The organism is Pseudomonas sp. URMO17WK12:I7 (assembly GCF_003269045.1).
GTDB classification, from domain to species: domain Bacteria; phylum Pseudomonadota; class Gammaproteobacteria; order Pseudomonadales; family Pseudomonadaceae; genus Aquipseudomonas; species Aquipseudomonas putida_J.
The window spans coordinates 83544-104291 of sequence record NZ_QLTL01000013.1; the positions used below are offsets into that span (position 1 = coordinate 83544).

At 64.2% G+C, this 20748-nt stretch carries 21 protein-coding genes; 10 read left to right on the forward strand and 11 right to left on the reverse strand.

The genetic code is table 11. The features are described from left to right. Position 1: 1 nt before the first annotated feature. The 6 genes from H040_RS18895 to H040_RS18920 form a co-directional block, all read right to left on the reverse strand. Positions 2–1066, reverse strand: coding sequence for an imelysin family protein (locus H040_RS18895; protein ID WP_027917964.1), 1065 nt, complete (start codon positions 1064–1066; stop codon positions 2–4). Positions 1067–1085: 19 nt separating this feature from the next. Continuing rightward, complete coding sequence (locus H040_RS18900) at positions 1086–2513, reverse strand: di-heme oxidoreductase family protein (RefSeq protein WP_027917963.1); 1428 nt, start codon at positions 2511–2513, stop codon at positions 1086–1088. A 275-nt stretch (positions 2514–2788) separates the two neighbouring features. Then, positions 2789–4126: an imelysin family protein gene (locus H040_RS18905; RefSeq protein ID WP_027917962.1), complete on the reverse strand. Its 1338-nt coding sequence runs from the start codon at positions 4124–4126 to the stop codon at positions 2789–2791. 159 nt (positions 4127–4285) lie between these two features. Next, the gene (locus H040_RS18910; protein WP_027917961.1) at positions 4286–6337 is read right to left on the reverse strand and encodes a putative bifunctional diguanylate cyclase/phosphodiesterase; all 2052 of its coding nucleotides are present in this window, start codon (positions 6335–6337) and stop codon (positions 4286–4288) included. Positions 6338–6574: 237 nt separating this feature from the next. Then, positions 6575–7171 (reverse strand): superoxide dismutase, encoded by a 597-nt coding sequence (locus H040_RS18915; RefSeq protein WP_027917960.1) that lies wholly within the window; start codon positions 7169–7171, stop codon positions 6575–6577. Between the two features lie 484 nt (positions 7172–7655). Continuing rightward, entirely contained in the window at positions 7656–8255 is a 600-nt protein-coding gene (locus tag H040_RS18920) for a LysE/ArgO family amino acid transporter (RefSeq protein WP_027917959.1), read from the reverse strand. A gap of 104 nt (positions 8256–8359) precedes the next feature. Here H040_RS18920 and H040_RS18925 point away from each other — a divergent pair, with 104 nt between their 5' ends. The 3 genes from H040_RS18925 to H040_RS18935 all read left to right on the forward strand — a co-directional run bounded on the left by H040_RS18925 (position 8360) and on the right by H040_RS18935 (position 11200). After that, positions 8360–9250 (forward strand): LysR family transcriptional regulator ArgP, encoded by an 891-nt coding sequence (locus H040_RS18925; protein ID WP_027917958.1) that lies wholly within the window; start codon positions 8360–8362, stop codon positions 9248–9250. Positions 9251–9295: 45 nt separating this feature from the next. Next, positions 9296–10291 (forward strand): NAD-dependent epimerase/dehydratase family protein, encoded by a 996-nt coding sequence (locus tag H040_RS18930; protein ID WP_027917957.1) that lies wholly within the window; start codon positions 9296–9298, stop codon positions 10289–10291. Positions 10292–10378: 87 nt separating this feature from the next. Then, complete coding sequence (locus tag H040_RS18935; protein WP_027917956.1) at positions 10379–11200, forward strand: ATPase; 822 nt, start codon at positions 10379–10381, stop codon at positions 11198–11200. Positions 11201–11323: 123 nt separating this feature from the next. Here the strand turns inward: H040_RS18935 and H040_RS18940 are convergent, their stop codons facing one another. Beyond that, positions 11324–12373 (reverse strand): alkene reductase, encoded by a 1050-nt coding sequence (locus H040_RS18940; protein WP_027917955.1) that lies wholly within the window; start codon positions 12371–12373, stop codon positions 11324–11326. A gap of 17 nt (positions 12374–12390) precedes the next feature. Then, positions 12391–12693: an ArsR/SmtB family transcription factor gene (locus H040_RS18945; protein WP_027917954.1), complete on the reverse strand. Its 303-nt coding sequence runs from the start codon at positions 12691–12693 to the stop codon at positions 12391–12393. A gap of 153 nt (positions 12694–12846) precedes the next feature. Here H040_RS18945 and H040_RS18950 point away from each other — a divergent pair, with 153 nt between their 5' ends. After that, entirely contained in the window at positions 12847–13452 is a 606-nt protein-coding gene (locus tag H040_RS18950; protein WP_050437192.1) for an acyl carrier protein phosphodiesterase, read from the forward strand. A 240-nt stretch (positions 13453–13692) separates the two neighbouring features. On the opposite strand, the gene H040_RS18955 is transcribed toward H040_RS18950, so the two are convergent. Both H040_RS18955 and olsB read right to left on the reverse strand, forming a co-directional pair. Next, a complete protein-coding gene (locus tag H040_RS18955; protein ID WP_027917953.1) occupies positions 13693–14475 on the reverse strand; it encodes a lysophospholipid acyltransferase family protein in 783 nt (260 codons plus the stop codon). After that, positions 14475–15230, reverse strand: a complete 756-nt coding sequence (gene olsB, locus H040_RS18960; protein ID WP_027917952.1) for an L-ornithine N(alpha)-acyltransferase — start codon at positions 15228–15230, stop codon at positions 14475–14477. Before olsB ends, H040_RS18955 begins: the two co-directional genes overlap by 1 nt. Positions 15231–15378: 148 nt before the next feature. Here olsB and H040_RS18965 point away from each other — a divergent pair, with 148 nt between their 5' ends. From H040_RS18965 to H040_RS18990, 6 genes are all read left to right on the forward strand, one after another. After that, complete coding sequence (locus H040_RS18965) at positions 15379–16266, forward strand: acyl-CoA dehydrogenase (protein ID WP_027917951.1); 888 nt, start codon at positions 15379–15381, stop codon at positions 16264–16266. A 65-nt stretch (positions 16267–16331) separates the two neighbouring features. Continuing rightward, a complete protein-coding gene (locus tag H040_RS18970) occupies positions 16332–17414 on the forward strand; it encodes a serine hydrolase domain-containing protein (protein WP_033696061.1) in 1083 nt (360 codons plus the stop codon). Beyond that, complete coding sequence (locus H040_RS18975) at positions 17411–17707, forward strand: hypothetical protein (protein ID WP_027917949.1); 297 nt, start codon at positions 17411–17413, stop codon at positions 17705–17707. The genes H040_RS18970 and H040_RS18975 overlap by 4 nt, the downstream gene beginning before the upstream one ends. Before the next feature lie 44 nt (positions 17708–17751). Beyond that, entirely contained in the window at positions 17752–18333 is a 582-nt protein-coding gene (locus tag H040_RS18980) for a YceI family protein (RefSeq protein ID WP_027917948.1), read from the forward strand. Position 18334: 1 nt separating this feature from the next. Further along, a complete protein-coding gene (locus tag H040_RS18985; protein ID WP_027917947.1) occupies positions 18335–19492 on the forward strand; it encodes a phospholipase D-like domain-containing protein in 1158 nt (385 codons plus the stop codon). Between the two features lie 51 nt (positions 19493–19543). Beyond that, on the forward strand, positions 19544–20122 hold the full coding sequence (locus H040_RS18990) for a DJ-1/PfpI family protein (RefSeq protein WP_027917946.1): 579 nt from the start codon (positions 19544–19546) through the stop codon (positions 20120–20122). Positions 20123–20264: 142 nt separating this feature from the next. Here the strand turns inward: H040_RS18990 and H040_RS18995 are convergent, their stop codons facing one another. Then, on the reverse strand, positions 20265–20663 hold the full coding sequence (locus H040_RS18995) for a nuclear transport factor 2 family protein (RefSeq protein WP_027917945.1): 399 nt from the start codon (positions 20661–20663) through the stop codon (positions 20265–20267). Positions 20664–20748 lie beyond the last annotated feature (85 nt).

Genomic DNA, 20748 nt, shown 5'->3' on the forward strand with positions numbered 1-20748 from the left:
ATCAGTCACCGTCGTTGGCATTGAAGCCCAGCTGGATGTTCAGCGCCTTGGCCAGGTCACCTTCGTGCAGGCGGTGGACGGCGTTGAGGGCATCGTAGATCTGGTTGAGGGTCTGCTGCCCGGCGTCGTCGGCCAGCAGCTCGCCGAGGGTCTTCTGGTTGTCGGCCAGCAATTTGAGCGCCGTAGCGTAGGCGTCGTCGATCTTCTGCGCCAGGGCTTTCTGATCGCCGGGCAGCAGGCCGCGCAGGCCCTGGTTGTCGATCCCGACCCACACCGTCTGGGCGGCCTTGAGGGTGGCTTCCAGGCTCTTGAGCGAGGAGTGGCTGCGCCAGGCTTCGGCTTGCAGCGGCTGTGGGATGCCCTTGCTCTGGCGGCCCATTGGCGCACCCAGCTTCTTCTTCAGGGTATCCAGGGCGGTGACCTGGGAGCGCAGCAGGTCGGCGATCGCCTCGTGGGAATCGGCGTAGCGCTGGTTGGGGAACTTGGTCATCTGCGACAGCATGCCGTCGGTGCTGTTCCAGCTCTTGAGGATGTCCTCGGCCAGGACCTTCTGGTGCTCGCCGATGGCGACCAGCAGCGGGCAGTAGCGGGCTTTCTGCTCGGCGGTGGCAACGTCCGGCTTGCTGTCGAAGAGGATGTACTCGTAGGCCGACAGGCCGCGAACCACGACGCTCGCCTTGCCCAGGGCGGCGGCATCGACCGGCTTGTCGCCGTTGACCAGTTGCTCGACCTGGCGGCCGACCAGGTTCTTCTTGTCGGGCCAGAACTGCACCTGCCAGGCGCGGTTGCCTTCGGCCAGCGGGCCGACCAGCAGCGGCTGCAGTTCCGCCCAGGCTTTTTGCGCATTGAGGAAGTCGGCGCGTGCGGTGTCCAGGCTTTCCTTGCCTTCACAGTAGGCCAGGGCGCTGACGGCCAGCTGGCGGTCGGCTTCGACCCAGCGGCTGTAGGTCGGCAGGATCACCTGTTTGGCGATGGCGGCGGAAGTCACTGCCTGCGGGTCCTGCGGCGAGCAGGCACCCAGGGCGAGTGCGGCGAGGCTGGTGAACAACAGTTTGGGTCGGAACATGCCCGGCTCCTTGCGCGTTTTAAAGTGAGTTCAGGAAGGCCAGCAACGCGGCGCGCTGCTCGGCATTGAAGGTCAAAACATGGTCGCGTGCCGGCTGGGCTTCGCCGCCATGCCAGAGCACGGCTTCGAGCAGGTTGCGGGCGCGGCCGTCGTGCAGATATTGGGTGTGGCCACTGACCGCTTCGGTCAGGCCGATGCCCCACAACGGCGGGGTACGCCAGTCCTGGCCGTTGGCGGCGAATTCGGTGCGCTCGTCGGCCAGGCCCGGGCCCATGTCGTGCAGCAGCAGGTCGCTGTAGGGGCGGATCACCTGGTTGGCCAGTTCCGCTTCGGCGGCGTTGGCGGCGGTGGTGAACTGCGGCACATGGCAGGCCTGGCATCCGGCCTGGAAGAACAGGTTCTTGCCGGCCAGCACCTGCGGTGCGTTGACGTCACGACGGGCAGGCACGCCGAGGTTGCGGGTGTAGAAGGTGACCAGGCGCAGGATGTTGTCGCTGACTTCCTTCTCGTCGCCTTCACCGTCGCCATTGGGCGCGGCCAGGCAATCGACCTGGGCCGGGGTGCAGTCGTCCTTTGGTTGCAAGGTGCTGGTCAGGCCCATGTCACCGTTGAAGGCGTGCACGTTCTGCTGATTGACGTTGGGCTGCCCGGCCTTCCAGCCGAAGCGGCCAATCACGGTCTTGCCCTGTGCGTCGTCCCAGACCCGGTTGGCGCGGCCGCGGATCCCGTCGTGGTTGCGGTCGTCCGGGTCTTCGTTGGCCAGGATGGCGTCCTCGGGGATGGCTTCGAGCAGGCCGAGGCCGATCATTGGCGGGGCCACCCGTGCCGAGAAGCGCGTGTCGGGGTGCATCGGGCCGTAGCCAAGCTGGGTGATCTGCAGGGTCGGGCGGCGCAGTTCGACCGAGTGGCCGTCCTTGAAGCTGACGGTCTGGGTGGTGTAGCTCACCCGCACCTTGCCTTCCGGCGCCACGCCGGGGATGGCCATGTCTTGCAACTGGGTGCCGTAGACGGGTTCGGGGACCACGCCCAGGCGCTCGATCTCCTTGGCCAGGTAAGGCTGGTCGGGGATCGACAGGCGTACCAGCATGCCCACGGCATTGCTGTCGCCGGGCTCCGGCGGGTGCCCACGGCCGTCACGCACGTGGCAGTTCTGGCAGGCCGTGGTGTTGAACAACGGGCCCAGGCCGTCGCGCGCGGTGGTGGTGGACGGGGCGATTACCCAAGGGCTGCGGAAGAAGCTGTTACCCACGGCGAAGTCCAGACGGCGCTCGGCCGAAAGGTTGGCCGAGGGCAGGGAAAACGCCTTGCGGTCGTCGCGCTGAACCGTTGCCTGGCCACCAGACAGCGCTTCGCCGGGCTCGGCCTGGGTGAAGCGCGGGGCGTCGTCACAGGCGGCAAGGGCGAGGGCTAGCAGCAGAGGGGAGAGTCGGGACAGCGACGAGGACATGCAAAATCCTGGGCGTGGACGAAAAACCGGCGTGCAAGCTTAGCAGGACGGCGTTGTTTGAATAAGAGCAATTTGCAATTACCCGGGTGAAAAGGATGTGAAATGCCAGCATTTTCATGAACCTGTATCGGCCTCTTCGCGGGCAAGCCCGCTCCCACGGGGACCCCACAGTCTTCAGGTACAGCGCAGTTCCTGTAGGAGCGGTTTTAGCCGCGAAGAGGCCGGCACAAAAAAGGCGGCCCGAAGGCCGCCTCTTGGTGAACCGCAACTGCTGATCAGAATTCGTGATCGGCGGTGTCCGGGTTCAGGTTGGCAATACCCAGCTTGCCTGCAGCCTGCTCGATCGAACCGGTCTGCTTGACCAGCGAGGCGATGGCATCGCGCACGATCTGGTTGCCGGCAGCGTTGTCGGCGGCGATCAGCTGGTCGTAGTGCTCGCCCTTCAGCGCGTGGTCGACCATTACCTGGATCTTCGCTTCGGTGGCTTCGAGGTCGGCCTTGAGGGTAGCGTCGGCTGCCGGGTCGGCCTTGGCCACCAGCGAGGACAGGCTCGGGCCGGTCATCTTGGTACCGTCGGTGCGGGTGTACTCGCCCAGGTAGACGTTGCGGATGCCCTTGGCGTCGTAGAAGTGTGAGTAGTGGGTGTTGTCGCTGAAGCAGTCCTGCTCGTCTTCCGGCGAGTTGGCTTCCAGCGAAACCTTCATGCGCTCACCGGCCAGTTCGCCCAGCGACAGGCTGCCCATGCCGAACAGCATCTTGCGCAGGCCATCGGCCACAGGCTCTGCTTCAAGCGTGGCGCGGTAGTTGTCGGCGACGTTCGGCGCCCAGTTGCCGACCATCTCTTCGAGGTCCTTGACCAGCAGCTCGGTGACCGCCTTCAGGTAGGCACGACGACGGTCGTTGTGGCCGCCAGTGGCGCCTTTGCCTTCCAGGTAGTCGGACGCCGGGCGGGCACCGGCGCCTGGGCCGGTGCCGTTGAGGTCCTGGCCCCAGAGCAGGAATTCGATGGCGTGGTAGCCGGTGGCGACGTTGGCTTCGGAACCTGCCAGTTCGTTCAGGCTGGCCAGCTTCTCAGGGGTGATGTCCTTGACGTCGACCTTCTCTTCGCCGACCTGGATCTCGGTGTTGGCGATGATGTTGGCGCTGGCCGCCGGGTTGCCCAGGGCATGCTCGTAGCTCTTGTCGACGTAGTCGATCAGGCCTTCGTCCAGCGGCCAGGCATTCACCTGGCCTTCCCAGTCGTCGATGATGGTGTTGCCGAAGCGGAACGCCTCGCTCTGCAGGTACGGAACGCGCGCGGCGGCCCAGGCCTCTTTGGCGGCCTTCAGGGTTTCGTCGTTGGGCTTGGCGAGGAACGCGTCGACGGCGGTCTGCAGGGTCTTGGCGGTGCTCAGCGAGTCGCTGTACACGGCGTAGACCATTTCAGCGTAATGCTTGACCACAGCTTTGCCGGCCGCTTCGTCGAAAGCCCCGGGCGCCGCAGCGGTGGTGCTGGCAGCAGCAGGTGCCTGAGCTTGCGGAGCGGCGGCCTTTTCATCCTTGCCTTCGCCGCAGCCGGCGAGAGCGATGGCGATGGCCAGCAGACTGGCGGAGGCCAGAGGCATTCGAATCATTGTGGGTTTCCTGCGTCGTGTGGTTGGACCATGGGGTTGGGCCGTGCGCCGTGGCACGCGAAACGGCAACATCATGCGAAAGATTTGCATTTGCTGTAAAGGGGCGGGCGCGCAATTCATGTAAATGCGCGTCACGGCCTGTAATCGCAGGGGCAGGCGTTACAGCGCGGAGACCTGATTGCGCTGCGCCTGTTTGAGGAAACTGGTCAGCTCGCGCGCCGACAGCGGCTTGCTGTAGTGGTAGCCCTGACCCTCATGGCAACCCTGGGCAATGATGTAGGTTTCCTGCTCGGCGGTTTCCACGCCTTCGGCGATGACCTGCATCCCCAAGCTCTTGCCCAGCTGAATGATGGCGCGAACGATGGTGGCGTCGTCATCGTCGTCGAGCAGGTCCTGGACGAAGCTCTTGTCGATCTTGATCTTGTCCAGCGGCAGCGACTTCAGGTAGCTGAGCGACGAGTAACCGGTGCCGAAGTCGTCGATGGCAATCATCGCTCCGGAGCGGCGCAGGCTCAGCAGGTGCTGGGCAGCGGTGCTGATGTCTTCCATCAGGCCGGTCTCGGTCACTTCCAGCTCCAGGCTGCGCGGTGGCAGGCGGTAGGCCTGCAGCAGGTTGTTGACCACCCGTGGCAGCTCGTTGTGGTGCAGCTGCACGGTGGACAGGTTGACCGCCATGCGCAGTTCGCTGAAGCCCATGTCGTGCCATTCGCGCAGTTGCCGGCAGGCCTGGTCAAGTACCCATTCGCCAATGCTGATGATGCTGCCGTTCTGCTCAGCAAGCGGGATGAACTGGTCGGGCGGGACCATGCCCAGCTGCGGGTGCTGCCAGCGCAGCAGGGCCTCGACGCCGACCACGCGGTGGTCGCGGTAGCTGATCTGCGGCTGGTAGACCAGGTACAGCTGGTTGCGCGGCAGGGCTTCGCGCAGGTCCTTTTCCAGCTCGCGGCGGCGGCGCATTTCGCTGTCGACGCTGGCGATATAGAACTGGTAGCGGTTGCGCGAGCGGGCCTTGGCCAGGGTCATGGTCTGCTCGGCTTTTTGCAGCAGCTTCTCGGTGCTGTCACCGTCCTCGGGGAACAGGGTGATGCCGATGGTGGCACGCAGGCGAATCTGCTGGTGGTCGAGGCCGAATGGCAGCTCCAGGTCGTCAAGGATGCTCTGGGCCAGCTCCGCGGCCTCATAGGGCTGCTCGATATTGGCCTGGACCAGGGCGAACTGGTCGCCACCCAGGCGCGCCAAGGCACCCAGGCGGCCACTGTGGGCGCGCAGGCGGTCGGCCAGGGCCAGCAGCAGCTGGTCGCCGGTCTGGTAGCTGAACTGCTCGTTGATGCCCTTGAAGTCGTCCAGGCCTACGCACAGCACGGCCACGCGATGCTGCAGGCGGCCGGCGTCGGCGAGAATCTTGTCGAGCTGCTCCTGCAGTTGCTGGCGGTTGGGCAAGCCGGTGAGGAAGTCGTATTGGGCCATGCGCTGCAGGCTGTTCTCGGCTTCGTGGCGCAGGTGGGTATTGCGCTCGATCGAGGCCAGCAGCTGGTTCGCGGTGTTGACCCAGATGCCCAGCTCGTTTTTCTCGTGGCCCTTGAGCAGCGGGATCTGGTGCTGGCTGGGGCGATCAGGGTTGATCTGGGTAAGGTGTTCGATGATCTTCGACAGCGGCTTGGTCAGCAACCAGTGGTAGACCAGGTACAGCACCAGGCCCATGGCCAGGGCGCGCAGCACCCCGGAAATGAAGATGATCACCGCATTGACCAGGAAGTCTTCGCCATAGGACGAGGTATCGAGGGTGATGCTCAGGTCGCCGTAATACTCACTGTACGGTCCGCGGCCGACCAGTTGGGTGGTGTAGGTGCGTTCCCGGCCGAGGATCAGGTCGGTCAGCCAGCGCATCGACATGTCCTGCAGCGGGCGGGACTTTTCTGCCAGCATGGTTTCGTTGGGGTGGCCGATCGAGGCCATGCGCACCGATTCGTCCTGGAACAGGCCTTCCATGACCTGCATGCCCATTTCCCGGTCGAGGCTGTACACCGCCTGGGTGGAGGGGTCACGGAACATGTCGAGAATGCGTTGGGCGTCGTTGTTGACCGCCTGGCGGGTCTTGTAGGTGTCGTAGACGATTTGCGCGCAACTGAGGACGACGCCGACCGCCAGCGCCGAAAGGAGCACGACCCTGAGCAACTTGACCGATAAGCTGTTCCGCAATTCCAGCTTCAATGGGGTTTCCTTAATCCATGCGCATGGCATCATTTTGCCATTAACGTTGGCAATACACTATCGGCCGACCTTGGGTAGTGTATCGGTTGCCCGACCCTGCAACTTGAGCGCGCGCCATCAAACTTCCAGACGTTTGATGTTAGCGCGCTATGCGCGCTGATCAAGACCCTGCGGGAAAACTGTCAGGCACAAAAAAGCCCGGCACAGGGCCGGGCTTTTCGTTCAGGGCTGAGTGACTCAGGCCTTGAAGGTGTTGCCTTCGAACTGCTCGGCAACGAACTTCCAGTTCACCAGGTTCCAGAACGCCTCGACGTACTTCGGACGCAGGTTGCGGTAGTCGATGTAGTAGGCGTGTTCCCAGACGTCGCAGGTCAGCAGCGGGGTGTCGCCGCTGGTCAGCGGGCAGCCGGCGCCGATGGTGCTGGCCAGAGCCAGGGAACCGTCAGCTTTCTTCACCAGCCAGCCCCAGCCGGAACCGAAGGTGCCAACCGAAGTCTTGGTGAACTCTTCCTTGAACTTGTCGAAGGAACCGAAAGCGGCGTTGATGGCGTCAGCCAGGGCACCGGTCGGCTGGCCACCGGCGTTTGGTGCCAGGCAGTTCCAGTAGAAGGTGTGGTTCCAGACTTGAGCGGCGTTGTTGAAGATGCCGCCCGAAGAGCTCTTGACGATCTCTTCCAGGGTCTTGCCTTCGAATTCGGTGCCTGGGACCAGGTTGTTCAGGTTCACGACATAGGTGTTGTGGTGCTTGTCGTGGTGAAACTCCAGGGTTTCCTTGGAGATGTGCGGCTGCAGGGCATCGTGGGCGTATGGCAGCGGCGGCAATTCAAAAGCCATGGTGGATCTCCTGATTCAGGTCTGTTTGCGGTTTGCGCAAGGCCGATCACGGGCGGCCCGATGTACGTCGGCGAGTTTGTACTCTTTGCGACGCAAGGGCTGGATCATAGCACCGGGCCCGGCGCATAACCACGCAACAAAGATAGGGAATAGAGGTTCCAGAGCGGTTGGCGGCCGCCGACCGGCGGTGTTTGTCTGGGGGCCTGCCTTGATGCTTGTGTTGCCTTTGAGATCGAGCGCCGCCCGCGCGGCGCATCGCGGATGAATCCGCTCCTACATCTGTTTCGGGCCAGTCTGTCCTGCGCCATATGGGCTGCCCGCCTTGCCACCCACCTCGAAATTGTAGGGAAAAAACAAGGCTGACAAAGGTGATCTCACAGGCGGAACTGGCCCGAAACAGATGTAGGAGCGGATTCATCCGCGATGCGCCGCGCGGGCGGCGCTCGATCTCACAGGCGCTGTAAATGTTGTGACAAGCCCCAGGTCAGTTGAAGATCAACTGCGCCGCCACCGCGAACATCATCACCGCCACCATCAGGTCGAGCATCCGCCAGGTCGCTGGCCGTGCCAGCCACGGTGCCAGCCACGCAGCACCGATCGCCAAGGTCGAGAACCACAGCAGCGAGGCGCTGGCCGCCCCAGCCACGTAGGCGCCTGGAGCCGTCTGCTGGGCACCGAGCGAGCCGATCAGCAGCACCGTGTCGAGATACACATGCGGGTTGAGCAGGGTGACCGCCAGTGCGCTCAGCAATACTGCCCGGCGCGAACGCATGCCCTGGCCTTCCTGCTGCTGCAGGCTCTGCTTGGAAAACGCGCTGCGCAGCGCCTTGGCGCCATACCAGATGAGGAAAACCGCGCCGCCCCAGCGGGCTATGGCCAGCAGCGTCGGGTTGTGCGCCAGCACCGTGGCCAGGCCGAACACCCCGGCTGCCACCAGGATGGCGTCGCAGACGATGCACAGCGCAGCCACCGGCAAGTGGTGCTCGCGGCGCAGGCTCTGGGCGAGGACGAAGGCGTTTTGTGCACCGATGGCCATGATCAGGCCGAAGGCCACCAGCATGCCGTTGAGATAGCTTTGCCACATGGCGCGTGCTCCAGGAATGAACTGCCGTAAAAGATGCTGGCCATTGTGGCAATCAGCGCTGTATAAGAAAAACAAATAGCGCTGATCCGTCATTAGGAAAATCGATGTTCGACTACAAGCTGCTGGCTGCCCTCGCGGCGGTGATCGAGCAAGGCGGTTTCGAGCGTGCTGCACAGGTGCTGGGGCTTTCGCAGTCGGCCATTTCGCAGCGCATCAAGCTGCTCGAAGCGCGGGTTGGCCAGCCGGTACTGGTGCGTGCCACGCCGCCGAGCCCGACCGAGGTCGGCCGCCAGTTGCTCAACCATGTGCAGCAGGTACGCCTTCTTGAGCGCGACCTGCAGCGCCAGGTGCCAGCGCTGGACGAAGAAGGCATGCCCGAGCGCCTGCGTATCGCCCTCAATGCTGACAGCCTGGCGACCTGGTGGGCCGGCGCGGTAGGGGTGTTCTGCGCTGAGCATCAGTTGCTCACCGATCTGGTGGTAGAAGACCAGGAAGTCGGCCTCAAGCGCATGCGCGCCGGTGAAGTGGCAGCCTGCCTGTGTGGCAGCGAGCGGCCAGTGGCCGGGGCGCGCAGCTTGCCGCTGGGGGCGATGCGCTATCGAGCGCTGGCCAGCCCAGGGTTCATGGCGCGCTATTTCCCGCAGGGGTTCGAGGCGCAGCGCCTGGCGCGCACGCCGGCCATTGTCTATGGGCCGGACGATTTCCTGCAGCACCGTTACTTGGCGTCGCTGGGGATTCAGGACGGTTTCCTGCACCACCTGTGCCCTTCGTCCGAAGGTTTTCTGCGCATGACCGAGGCCGGTCTGGGCTGGGGCCTGGTGCCCGAACTGCAGGCCCGTGAACAGTTGGCGAATGGCCAGTTGGTGGAAATCTGCAGCGATACCCCCATCGATGTGCCCTTGTACTGGCATCATTGGCGCAACGGCGGGCACCTGCTCGCGCAACTGACCGAACATCTGCGGCATACGGCACAGCACTGGCTGGTGCCGTTGTAGCGGCGGCTGGCGTCTGTTGCATCTGAAATCAAGGCGGAGTCATACATGCAAATTCTGGTCACCGGCGCGAGCGGCTTCATTGGCGGGCGCTTCGCGCGCTTTGCCCTTGAACAGGGCCTGGCTGTGCGGGTCAGCGGCCGGCGTGCCGAAGGCGTGGAGCACCTGGTCAAGCGAGGCGCACAGTTCATTCCTGGCGACCTGGGTGACCCTGAACTGGCCCGTCGCCTTTGCCAGGGGGTCGAGGCCGTGGTGCATTGCGCGGGCGCCGTGGGTAGCTGGGGGCGTTACCAGGACTTCCACCAGGGCAACGTGGTGGTCACGGAAAATGTCGTCGAAGGCTGCCTCAAGGAGCATGTGCGGCGGCTGGTGCACCTGTCGTCGCCGTCGATCTATTTCAATGGCCGCTCGCGCCTGGGGATCCGTGAAGATCAGGTGCCGCGCCGCTTCCACGATCACTATGCGCAGACCAAACACATCGCTGAACAGAAAGTGTTCGGTGCCCAGGAGTTCGGCCTGGAAGTGCTTGCGCTGCGCCCACGTTTCGTCACCGGGGCCGGGGATGCGAGCATTTTCCCGCGCTTGATGCAGATGCAGCGCAAGGGCCGTGTGGCCATCATCGGCAACGGCCTGAACAAGGTCGACTTTACCAGCGTGCACAACCTCAACGAGGCACTGCTCAGCGCGTTGTTCGCCGAAGACCGCGCGCTTGGCCAGGCTTACAACATCAGCAACGGCCAGCCGCTGCCGCTGTGGGACGTGGTCAACTACGTGATGCGCCAGATGCAGCTGCCGCAGGTTACCCGCTACCGTTCATATGGCCTGGCCTACAGCCTTGCCGCCCTTAACGAAGCCGCCTGCATGCTCTGGCCCGGGCGCCCGCAGCCGACATTGTCGCGCCTGGGCATGCAGGTGATGAGCCGTGATTTCACCCTGGATATCAGCCGCGCCCGCCAATACCTGGATTACCAGCCCAAGGTCAGCCTGTGGACCGCGCTGGATGAATTCTGCGCCTGGTGGAAGCATCAACCGCTGGGGCAGTGAACCAGATCTGCAGATGATGGTCATCAGTGCGCCGTGCGAGCGGTTTATACTCATGTCTCTTTGCTACCACCGCGGTTGATGCCACCTATGCGTAACGATGCCCACGATGATTTTGATGACGTGCCCACCTTGCGGGCAGGTACCCCCGATGACGACGAGCTGCTGCCCGCGCACGTCTCGCGCAGCCGCAAGAAGGCGGCAAGGCCAGCCAGCAGCGGGGCACTGTGGGCGTTGCTGGGGGCATCGTTCATCGCCTTGGCGGGGCTGGGCTGGTGGAGCTTCCAGCAGATCTCGCTGATGGAGCAGCAACTGGTGGCCACCCAGGAAAGCTTTGCGCGGATCAGCGAAGAAGCTGCCGGGCGTTTGCAGGCAATCAGCGGCAAGGTTGATGCCAGCGAGACGTCGAGTACCACGGGCAGCGAAGCACTGAAGCTGCAGATCCGTCAGTTGCAGGCCAGCCTGGCCGAGCAGGGCAAGCAGCAGCAAGGCGTGGCGGGGCAGGCCGGGGACCTGGGCAAGCGTCTGGAACAGGTGCTGGCAGATACCCGTGAGCAGCAGAAGGCAGTGACCGAGTTGCAGACCCAGCTGCAGGCGCAACTGAAGGCCGTGAATGCAGAGCTGACGGCGCTGAAGGCGGGGCAGGTCGATGGCGGCAAGCTCGATGGCCAGCTGAAGACCCTGAACGATGAAGTGGCTGCGCTGAAGAAGCAGGGTAATCAGAAAGCTGCTGTCGAAAGCCTGGAGCAGGATGTGCTGGTGCTCAAGACCCAGATGGAAAACCGCTCAGCGTCGTCGAGCGGGGCGACGGTGCAGGAATTCGATGCGTTCCGCGGGCAGACCACGCGTAACCTCAATACCCTGCAGAGCCAGATTCAGAACCTGCAGCAGCAGATCAATTCCCGGCCTTGAGGCCGCAGGGGAGGGTTTCGCCCTCTTTTCGCGACACAAGGCCGCTCCTACAAAGGATCGCGTCTTTCCTGTAGGAGCGACCTTGTGTCGCGATGGGCCGCAAAGCGACCCCGGCGATCTCGATTACAGGCGCGGATAGTCGATGTACCCCACCGGCCCCTTGCCATAGAAGGTCTCCGGATGCGCCTCGTTCAACGGCGCATCGGCCGCCAGCCGCGCCGGCAGGTCCGGGTTGGCAATAAATGGCACACCAAACGCCACCGCATCCGCCTTGCCCGCCGCCAATGCCGCATTGGCAGTGGCCTTGTCAAAGCGCTCGTTGACGATATACGGCCCACCAAATGCCGCCTTGATCTGCGGGCCGATGCTGTCGTCGGCTTCCTTCTCCCGCGAGCAGATGAAGGCAATGCCGCGCTTGCCCAGCTCACGTGCCACATAGGTGAAGGTTTCGGCTCGGTCTGCATCGCCCATGTCATGGGCATCGGCGCGCGGCGCCAGGTGCACGCCGACGCGGCCAGCGCCCCACACTTCGATGGCGGCATCGGTCACTTCCAGCAGCAGCCGCGCACGGTTTTCCAGCGAGCCGCCGTAACGGTCGCTGCGCTGGTTGGTGCTGCTCTGCAGGAACTGGTCGAGCAGGTAACCGTTGGCGCCGTGGATCTCCACGCCGTCGAAGCCAGCGGCCTTGGCGTTCTCGGCACCGCTGCGGTAAGCCTCGACGATGTCGGCGATTTCTTCGGTTTCCAGTGCGCGCGGGGTCGGGTAGTCGCTCAGCGGGCGTACCAAACTGACGTGGCCCTTGGCCTGGATGGCGCTGGGCGCCACCGGCAGCTCGCCATTGAGGTAGCTGGGGTGGGAAATACGGCCAACGTGCCACAGTTGCAGGAAAATACGCCCGCCAGCGCCATGCACGGCCTGGGTGACGTTGTGCCAGCCACGCACCTGCTGGTCGTTCCAGATGCCTGGGGTGTCGGGGTAGCCGACACCCATGGCGCTGACCGATGTCGCCTCGCTGAGGATCAGGCCGGCACTGGCACGTTGCACGTAGTACTCGGCCATCAACGCATTGGGCACGCGGCCTTCATCGGCGCGGCAGCGGGTCAGCGGGGCCATGATGATACGGTTGGGCAATTGCACATCGCCCAGTTGGATCGGATCGAAAAGCGTGGTCATAACGGTTACCTGCCTTGTCAAAGCGCTTGGCGCAGTTGGTCGAGGAACGCCTCGATGGTGGCTTCGTTGCGTTTGAAGAAGTGCCACTGGCCGACCTTCTGGCTGCTGATCAGACCGGCCCGCTGCAAAGTGGCCAGGTGGGCCGACACGGTCGACTGCGACAGCCCGCAGCGTTGGTCGATCTGCCCGGCACAGACACCGTTTTCGGTGCTGTGGTACTGGTCGGGGAAATGCGTTGCCGGGTCTTTCAGCCAGCTGAGGATTTCTCGCCTGACCGGGTGGGCCAGTGCTTTTATGATTTCGTCGAGATCGAGTGGCATGGGGTTATGGCTCGTGCTGTAGCGGTATATCGCGATAGGGCGAAACGTACATCGGTATTTCGCGATATACAAATATGAAGAGGTTCTGAGCTGAGCGCGAATCGCTATATCGCGTTATAACGATATACGGGGTGGCGGTGCTAGACTGCGCTCATGAACTACCTCGCACACCTGCACCTGGGCGGCCCGGCGCCGCAACAACTGCTTGGCAGCCTGTATGGCGACTTCGTCAAAGGCTCGCTGGAGGGCCGCTTCCCGCCTGCGCTGGAAGCGGCGATCCGGCTGCATCGGCATATCGACAGCTACACCGACCGTCATCCCCTGGTACTGGCGGCGCTGGCGCGTTTCCCGCGGGAGCGGCGACGCTTTGCCGGGATCGTCCTGGATGTGTTTTTCGACCATTGCCTGGCGCGGCATTGGGGCGATTACGCCGAGCAGCCACTGGTGCAGTTCACCGGGGATTTTTATCAGGTGCTGCTGGCCGAACCCGAGCTGCCGGGGCGGCTGGCGCGGATTGCGCCATTCATGGCGGCGGATGACTGGCTGGGGGCGTATGGCGATTTTGCCACGCTGGAGCAGGTGTTCAATGGCATTGCCCGGCGCTTGTCGCGGCCGGAAGGGATGGTCGGGGTGATGGCCGAGCTGGAGCGGCTGTATGAGCCGTTGCTGGCGGATTTTCGCGAGTTCTATCCGCAGCTGCAGGCGTTTGCGGCGGTGGGCCGGGGGAGGGGTTTGACGAGGGGGGGTCAGCACCTCTGAGATCGAGCGCCGCCCGCGCGGCGCATCGCGGATAAATCCGCTCCTACATTTGTTGCAACGTGCCGAACCTGCCAGGCCACGGTCGCCTGCCTCGCGCACGACTTGAGCCTTGCAAACAAAGCTGACAACCATGGCCTCACAGGCATGGCCACGTTGCAACAAATGTAGGAGCGGATTTATCCGCGATGCGCCGCGCGGGCGGCGCTCGATCTCACAAGCACCACAACTTTCAAGACACACTCATGCAGCACGTGCCTGACGGACCACCGCCACTTCCTCCACCCCGAACAGCGCCATGTGAATCGCCTGTTGCGCCTGAAACGCCAGCGCCGCTCGTTCCTTCTCGACACTGCCAATCGGCTTCAACAAGTGGATGCACACCTCACCCCGGGGCTCGGCAAACAGTCGCATCAGGTGCGAAACCAGGTCATCGTCGCCTATGAACGGTGCAATCGGGTCCGCTTCGCCATTGCGCAGGTACTGGATGGCCACCGGCTGCACTGCCACGCCCTGGTCGATGGCACCGGCCAGCAGGCGGCCGTGGAAGGTGCGCAGCTGACGACCGTCGGTGGTGGTGCCTTCGGGGAAGATCAGCAGCGGCCGGGCTTGGCCCAGCTGCTCGCTGATCTGCGCGCGCAGGCGCTGGCCATCACCACCACCGCGGCGAATGAACAACGTGCCGGCCTTTTCTGCCAGCCAGCCGGCCACCGGCCAGTGGCGAACTTCGGCCTTGGACAGGAACGACAGCGGCAGCAACATGCCGAGCAGGGGAATGTCGGTCCAGGAAACGTGGTTGCTGACCCACAGCATTGGCTGTTGTGGCCGCTCGCCGATCACCCGTACCTCGAAGGGCAGGGCGCCGACCAGGCGCTTCATGAACCAGCACGACCAGCGCTGGCGAAGCTCGATCGATGCCTTGATGCCCAGGCGCTCGCCCACGGCGATGACGCCAGCCATGAGCATGCCGAGCACCAGCACCAGCAGCAGCCGCGAGAGGCGGGCGAGCACCCGCACGCCCGGCATCAGACCGCTGCCTTGAAGTGGCGGGCGTAGCGCGGACAAAGGTCGTCACGCTTGAGCAGGATGAACACATCGGCCACCTGGAAGTCCTCGTCCCAGCACGGCTCGCCGCAGATCTTTGCGCCCAGGCGCATGTAGGCCTTGAGCAGCGGCGGCATTTCGGCGATGACGTTGTTCGGCAGGGCCAGGCTGGGCAACGGGTTCTTCGGTTCGGCGCGCAGGTGCTCGGTGCACAGGTAGCGCTCGCGAAGGCGCTGCATGACCGCGTGGGCCTGCACGCCGCCGTCCTGCATGGGGATGCTGGCGCAGCCCATCAGGTAGCTGTAGCGGCCTTCGTTGAGCACTTCGGCCAGCTCGCCCCAGAGCACGGCGATGGTGCCGCCGTTGCGGTAGTCGGGGGCGACGCAGGTGCGGCCCAGTTCGAGTATTGGGCCCTGCAGTTGCAGCAGGCCGTGCAGGCTGAATTCTTCTTCACTGTAGAAGCGCCCCAGGCTGCTGGCGGCCTGGTGGTCGAGCAGGCGGGTGGTAGCTACCAGTTCGCCGGTGCTCAGGTCGCGCACGCCGATGTGGCGGCAGTGTACGTCGTAGTCATCCATGTCCAGGCCCAGTTCGGCGCCTTTGAGCTTGGCCTTGAATTCTGCGCTGAACACTTTGTAGCGCAGGGCCTGGGCTTCCTGTAGGGCCGTGGCGCCGACCAGGCGTTCGGCTTGCAGACGGCGTTCAGTGCTGTTGTCGCCAGAGTGAGCGATCCGAGTCATTACGAGTCTCCATAAGCCAGCCATGAAGGGTTGCGGCCGGTCGGCTTTGTTGTGCAAAGTCAGCCTAGGTAGGCGCGGTGTCACCCCTGTGAATCTTTGGTGATGCTTGCATGACACCCCCCAGAACAGCCCCTTGAAGGAGCGCCCGATGGCCTGGTTGCAACGACTCAACGACCCCCTCCGCCAGCCTTTGGCCGGCACCTTGGGCGAGACCTATGCCGCGCAGCTCGAGCGCCTTGGCCCGGTTGCCCCGTTCGAACTGGCGGTGCTGGGCGGCCGCGCCATGGCCACGCCCGGTCTGGCGTTTCTCATCGGTTACCAGGCCGCCTTGCGCGTGCTCTGGCCCAGTGCACCCGCCAGCCTCGGCGCGCTGTGCGCCACCGAGCGGCGTAGCGTGCGCCCGGCGGACATGCATACCCGGCTGGTCGGTTTGCGCCTGAATGGCAACAAGGACTTCGTCACCGCCGGCCTCGACGCAGAATGGTTATTGGTGGCCGCGCGCAGCGAAGCGTTGGGTGAAACACCACGGCTGAACCTGGCGGTGGTCTACCCGGGGGAGGCAGGGGTGACGCTGGAAGCATTGCCGACCCTGCCGCTGATGCCCGAGGTGGGGCATGGCCGATTGCACTTGCAGGATGCGGCCTGCGAGCTGCTCGCGGGCGATGGTTGGGATGCCTACGTCAAACCGTTCCGCTCGCTGGAGGACCTCTACGTGCTCGCGTCGCTGACCGCCTGGTTGTATGGGGTGGGGCAGGAGTGCGACTGGCCGCAGGAGCTGCGCCTGCGTTTGCTGGGGCTGTTGGCGGGGTGTGCCGAGGGTAGTCGGCAATGCGCTGACAGCGTCGGTTGTCACCTGTTGCTGGGGGGGCTGTTCTCGCAGTTTCAGGAGCTGCGTGGGGCGATCGACAAGGCGCTGCTGGCGGGGCCGGAGCAGTGGGCGCAGCTGTGGCAGCGGGATCAGGGGGTGCTGGCACTGGCCACTGCGGCGCGGGAAAAGAGGTTGGCCAAGGCTTGGCTGGCAGCAGGGTTGTCATGAAGGCCTGAGAGACTGTGGGATCATTTAGATCCTGGGCTGCACAGCAGCCCCAACAAGGCCTTCCAATGATAAAGACCCTGTTGGCAATCATCGGCCTCACCATCATGCCCGCCTGGGCCGAAGTCTGGCCCGAGCCTGACTGGCCAATCGACAGTGCTGCCATCGATTGGCAAGCCGTCGACGCGTACGCCTTCCCCGAACGCAGCGCCAGTGAACGCAGCGGCATCCGCAGCGACGCTTTGCTGATCATCCGCGATGGTCGCATCCTCCACGAACGCTATAGCGCTCCCACCACCGCAAATACTGCCCACCTGACCTGGTCGGTCAGCAAGAGCGTCCTGGCCACCGTGCTGGGCGTTGCGCAGGGGCAAGGGCGCTTCCAGTTGCAGGACCCCGCGGCGCGCTATTACCCGCCCATGCAGGCCCATCCCGACGTGCGCCTGGCTGACTTGCTGCATTGGGCCAGCGGCCTGGACTGGCAGGAAGACTATGAATACGCGCCATTGAAGTCCTCGGTGGTGGCGATGCTCTATACCCGCGGGCGCAACGACATGGCGGCCTACACCGCAGCTCGAACGCGCAGCGAAAACCCTGGCCAGCGTTTTCTCTACTCCAGCGGGGACAGCAACGTGTTGGCTGCAGCGCTGCGCGGCATGCTCGACGCCAGTGGCTATGCCGACTACCCCTGGCAGGCATTGTTCACCCCGCTGGGCATCGACAGCGCGGTCTGGGAGCGTGATGGCGCGGGCACCTTTGTCGGCTCGTCCTACCTCTATCTCAGTGCCCGCGACCTGGCGCGCATCGGCTTGCTGATGCAGCGCGATGGCCGCTGGCAGGGACGCCAGTTGCTGCCCGCGAGCTGGGTTGCTTTCAACCGAACGCTGTTTACCCAGGCTGCTGCCATCCCCGGCGAAGCCAACCCGGGTGGCCATTGGTGGCTCAATCTGCCATTACCAGGTAGCCCGGTGCCCTGGCCCGATGCCCCGACGGATACCTACGCCGCGCTCGGCCACTGGGGCCAGGCGCTGTATATCGTGCCGTCGCAGAAACTGCTGATCGTGCGCTACGCCGATGACCGCGACGGCAGCTACAGCCACAACGAAATGCTGAAGCGGGTGCTGGCGGCGCTGGCCAAGGAGGGCGCATGAAGCGCGTGCTGGTGCTGCTGACCGTCGCCTCTCTCGGCTGGGCCTGGCTGGAGCGCCAGGCGTTGGCGGACTTCCCCGGTATCCTTTCGGCCTATTCGGCCAAGGAGTACTGCTCGTGCCGCTTCGTCATGGGCTTCGATGAGGCCTATTGCCGGGGGTATGTGAAGCAGTGGTTACCCCTGAGCCGGCTGGAGGAACACAGCCCGCAACGGCGGGTCAGCGCCGAGGGCCTGGGCCAGCGCAACGAGGCGGCCTGGCAGGGTGCGCAGGCAGGCTGCCGCTTGCTGCCATGAAGGCGGGCGGGTAAGGTTGGCGGTCAAGTTTCACGAGACCTGTCATGTTCAAGCTGCCCCGTCTTCTGCCTGCCCTGCTGCTGGCTTTGTGCCTGCCCGCCCACGCCAACTGGCACCTTGATGGCGAGTCGTCACGCCTGTCCTTCGTCACCGGCAAAAACGGCGATACCGCCGAGGTGCATCGCTTTTTGGTGTTGCACGGCAACGTCGACCGCAACGGTAGGGCCGCGCTGAGTATCGAGATGGACTCGGTAAGCAGCGGCATCCCGCTGCGTGACGAGCAGATGCGCGACAACCTGTTCGAGGTGGGGCGCTTCGCCGAGGCGAGCGTCAAGGCGCAGATCGACCTGCGGCCAATCAACGACCTGGCCGATGGCGCGCAGATCGAACTGCGCCTGCCGCTGACCGTTACCCTGCATGGCCAGTCGCACAGCTACAACGCGCTGCTGCTGGCGACCCGCCTGGATCAGCGGCGCTTCCAGGTGGTGACCCTCGAACCGCTGGTGCTGCGGGCTTCGGACTTTGGCCTGCTGCCCGGGTTGGAAAGCCTGCGCAAGTTCGCCAAGCTGAAATCCATCAACCCTTCGGTACCGGTCAATGCGGTGCTGATCTTCAACGCCCGCTGACATGTCGGGGCCGGTCTTCCCCTGGCGGGATGGCAATGAGTTCGAACTGCTGATCGATGGGCCCGAATTCTTTCCGCGCATGATTCAGGCGATCGTGCGCGCCGAATTCCAGGTCGACCTGGAGTTGTACCTGGTCGAGGCTGGTGCCTGTGCCGAGGCGGTGGTCGAGGCGCTGGAGCAGGCTGCGCGGCGCGGCGTGCGGGTGCGTTGCCTGTTCGATGACTATGGCTCGCTGGCGTTTACCGCGGCGTTGCGCCAGCGCCTGGTGGAGGCCGGGGTGTACTTGCGCTGGTACAACCGCCTGCGCTGGAAGCGTGGTTTGCGCAACCTGTATCGCGACCATCGCAAGCTGTTGCTGGTGGACGAGCGCTGGGCCGTGGTGGGAGGCACGGGCGTCACCGACGAGTTCTGGACGCCTGGTGAGGCGACCAGCGCCTGGCACGAGGTGATGGTGCAGTTGCAAGGGCCCGTGGTGAACGACTGGCAGTTGCTGTTCGACCGCCAGTGGCAAGCCAACAACCGCCGCACCGCCTGGCGCCCGGCCGAGGGCTTTGGCCTGCCGCGCTTGCCCAAGGTACCGGCGCAAGGCCAGGGCATGGGCCGGGTGGCCTACGCCGACGCCCGCCAGCATCAGGACATCCTGCATTCGCTGGTGCGGGCGATCAACAGCGGCAAGCAGCGGGTGTGGCTGGCCACGCCGTACTTCCTGCCAACCTGGAGCGTGCGCCGGTCGTTGCGCCGGGCTGCCGGCAAAGGCGTCGACGTGCGCTTGCTGCTGACCGGGCCGCGCACCGACCACCCTTCGGTGCGCTATGCCGGGCACCGCTACTACCCCCGATTGCTACGTGCCGGGGTGCGTATCTACGAGTATCAGCCGTGTTTCCTGCACCTGAAGATGGTGCTGATCGACGACTGGGTCAGTGTCGGTTCGTGCAATTTCGATCACTGGAACCTGCGCTTCAATCTGGAGGCCAACATCGAGGCACTCGACCCGCCGTTGACGGCCGCCGTGCAGGCCAGCTTCGAGCGTGATTTTGCCTTGAGCCAGGTGGTCGACCTTGACCACTGGCATGCCCGGCCGCTGTGGCGTCGGGTCAAGCAGCGCGTGTGGGGCTGGCTGGACCGGCTGGTGGTCAACTTCCTCGACCGGCGCGACTGAGAGCGGCTATCGTGCAGTGACTGTCCCTTGGCAAGCGAAGGAGTGGGTGCGATGACGGCGAAAAAAATTCTCATGCTGGTTGGCGACTACGTCGAAGATTACGAGGCCATGGTGCCGTTTCAGGCACTGAGCATGGTCGGCCACACGGTTCACGCGGTGTGCCCGGAGAAGGTCGCCGGGCAGACCGTACGCACGGCCATTCATGATTTCGAGGGTGAGCAGACCTACAGCGAAAAGCCAGGGCACAATTTTGCCCTGAACTACGATTTCGTGCGGGTGCGGCCCGAGGGGTACGACGCGTTGCTGATCCCCGGGGGCCGTGCGCCGGAGTACCTGCGCCTGGATGAGCGGGTACTGGAGCTGGTGCGGGCATTCAACCAGGCCGGCAAGCCGATCGCGGCGGTGTGCCATGGCGCGCAGTTGCTGGCAGCGGCGGGTGTGCTGGAAGGGCGTGAGTGCAGTGCGTATCCGGCCTGTGCGCCAGAGGTGCGCCTGGCCGGTGGCACGTTCATCGATATCGCGGTGGACCAGGCGCATGTGAATGGCAACCTGGTAACCGCGCCAGCCTGGCCGGCGCACCCGGCCTGGCTGGCGGCCTTCCTGAAAGTGCTGGGGACCCGTATCACCTGATTAACGTGGCTTTTGTAGGAGCGGCCTTGGGTCGCGAATGGGCCGCAACGCGGCCCCAGGGCTTAGCATCAATGCGAAGATCGCTGGGGCCGCGTTGCGGCCCTTTCGCGACATAGGGGCCGCTCCTACAGGGCTGCGACGCTCAACCGACCTGCTCGACCCAGTCATTGAGGTTGTAGTAGTTGGTGACCCGGGCAATCTTGCCGCAGTGAATGTAGAAGAATGCCCCCGCCGGCAGCACATAGGTCTGCCCTTTGGCCGCCGGCAATCCTTCGTCGTCGGCCAGGTATTGGCCATGCACGGTGAACTCCGCCGCCGCCCGGCTGCCGTCGGCATTCTGCATCACCACGATGTCGGCCAGGCGCTCGCGGTAGCAACGGTTCATCTTGTCCATGAAGGCGGCAAATTTCGCTTTGCCCATGTGCCGCTCGCCCTGGTTGATGTCGTGGATCACGTCTTCACTGAGCAGTGCCAGGAACGCTGGCATGTCGCCGGCGTTGAAGGCTGCGTAGTAAGCATTTACCAGTTCGGTAGCGGTCATGGAACAATACCTGTCGTGTAGGGAAAAGGCGGTGTGTTGGCTTGGATGATAGGGTTTCCCCTCAAGCCCGGCTTAGCCGAGCGCG

What these genes read in the sequence shown, in the direction of transcription:
- H040_RS18895 (WP_027917964.1), bottom strand. Translation starts at nt 1,066, where the DNA reads ATGTTCCGACCCAAACTGTTGTTCACCAGCCTCGCCGCACTCGCCCTG.
- H040_RS18900 (WP_027917963.1), bottom strand. Translation starts at nt 2,513, where the DNA reads ATGTCCTCGTCGCTGTCCCGACTCTCCCCTCTGCTGCTAGCCCTCGCC.
- H040_RS18905 (WP_027917962.1), bottom strand. Translation starts at nt 4,126, where the DNA reads ATGATTCGAATGCCTCTGGCCTCCGCCAGTCTGCTGGCCATCGCCATC.
- H040_RS18915 (WP_027917960.1), bottom strand. Translation starts at nt 7,171, where the DNA reads ATGGCTTTTGAATTGCCGCCGCTGCCATACGCCCACGATGCCCTGCAG.
- H040_RS18920 (WP_027917959.1), bottom strand. Translation starts at nt 8,255, where the DNA reads ATGTGGCAAAGCTATCTCAACGGCATGCTGGTGGCCTTCGGCCTGATC.
- H040_RS18925 (WP_027917958.1), top strand. Translation starts at nt 8,360, where the DNA reads ATGTTCGACTACAAGCTGCTGGCTGCCCTCGCGGCGGTGATCGAGCAA.
- H040_RS18930 (WP_027917957.1), top strand. Translation starts at nt 9,296, where the DNA reads ATGCAAATTCTGGTCACCGGCGCGAGCGGCTTCATTGGCGGGCGCTTC.
- H040_RS18935 (WP_027917956.1), top strand. Translation starts at nt 10,379, where the DNA reads ATGCGTAACGATGCCCACGATGATTTTGATGACGTGCCCACCTTGCGG.
- H040_RS18940 (WP_027917955.1), bottom strand. Translation starts at nt 12,373, where the DNA reads ATGACCACGCTTTTCGATCCGATCCAACTGGGCGATGTGCAATTGCCC.
- H040_RS18945 (WP_027917954.1), bottom strand. Translation starts at nt 12,693, where the DNA reads ATGCCACTCGATCTCGACGAAATCATAAAAGCACTGGCCCACCCGGTC.
- H040_RS18950 (WP_050437192.1), top strand. Translation starts at nt 12,847, where the DNA reads ATGAACTACCTCGCACACCTGCACCTGGGCGGCCCGGCGCCGCAACAA.
- H040_RS18955 (WP_027917953.1), bottom strand. Translation starts at nt 14,475, where the DNA reads ATGCCGGGCGTGCGGGTGCTCGCCCGCCTCTCGCGGCTGCTGCTGGTG.
- olsB (WP_027917952.1), bottom strand. Translation starts at nt 15,230, where the DNA reads ATGACTCGGATCGCTCACTCTGGCGACAACAGCACTGAACGCCGTCTG.
- H040_RS18965 (WP_027917951.1), top strand. Translation starts at nt 15,379, where the DNA reads ATGGCCTGGTTGCAACGACTCAACGACCCCCTCCGCCAGCCTTTGGCC.
- H040_RS18970 (WP_033696061.1), top strand. Translation starts at nt 16,332, where the DNA reads ATGATAAAGACCCTGTTGGCAATCATCGGCCTCACCATCATGCCCGCC.
- H040_RS18975 (WP_027917949.1), top strand. Translation starts at nt 17,411, where the DNA reads ATGAAGCGCGTGCTGGTGCTGCTGACCGTCGCCTCTCTCGGCTGGGCC.
- H040_RS18980 (WP_027917948.1), top strand. Translation starts at nt 17,752, where the DNA reads ATGTTCAAGCTGCCCCGTCTTCTGCCTGCCCTGCTGCTGGCTTTGTGC.
- H040_RS18985 (WP_027917947.1), top strand. Translation starts at nt 18,335, where the DNA reads ATGTCGGGGCCGGTCTTCCCCTGGCGGGATGGCAATGAGTTCGAACTG.
- H040_RS18990 (WP_027917946.1), top strand. Translation starts at nt 19,544, where the DNA reads ATGACGGCGAAAAAAATTCTCATGCTGGTTGGCGACTACGTCGAAGAT.
- H040_RS18995 (WP_027917945.1), bottom strand. Translation starts at nt 20,663, where the DNA reads ATGACCGCTACCGAACTGGTAAATGCTTACTACGCAGCCTTCAACGCC.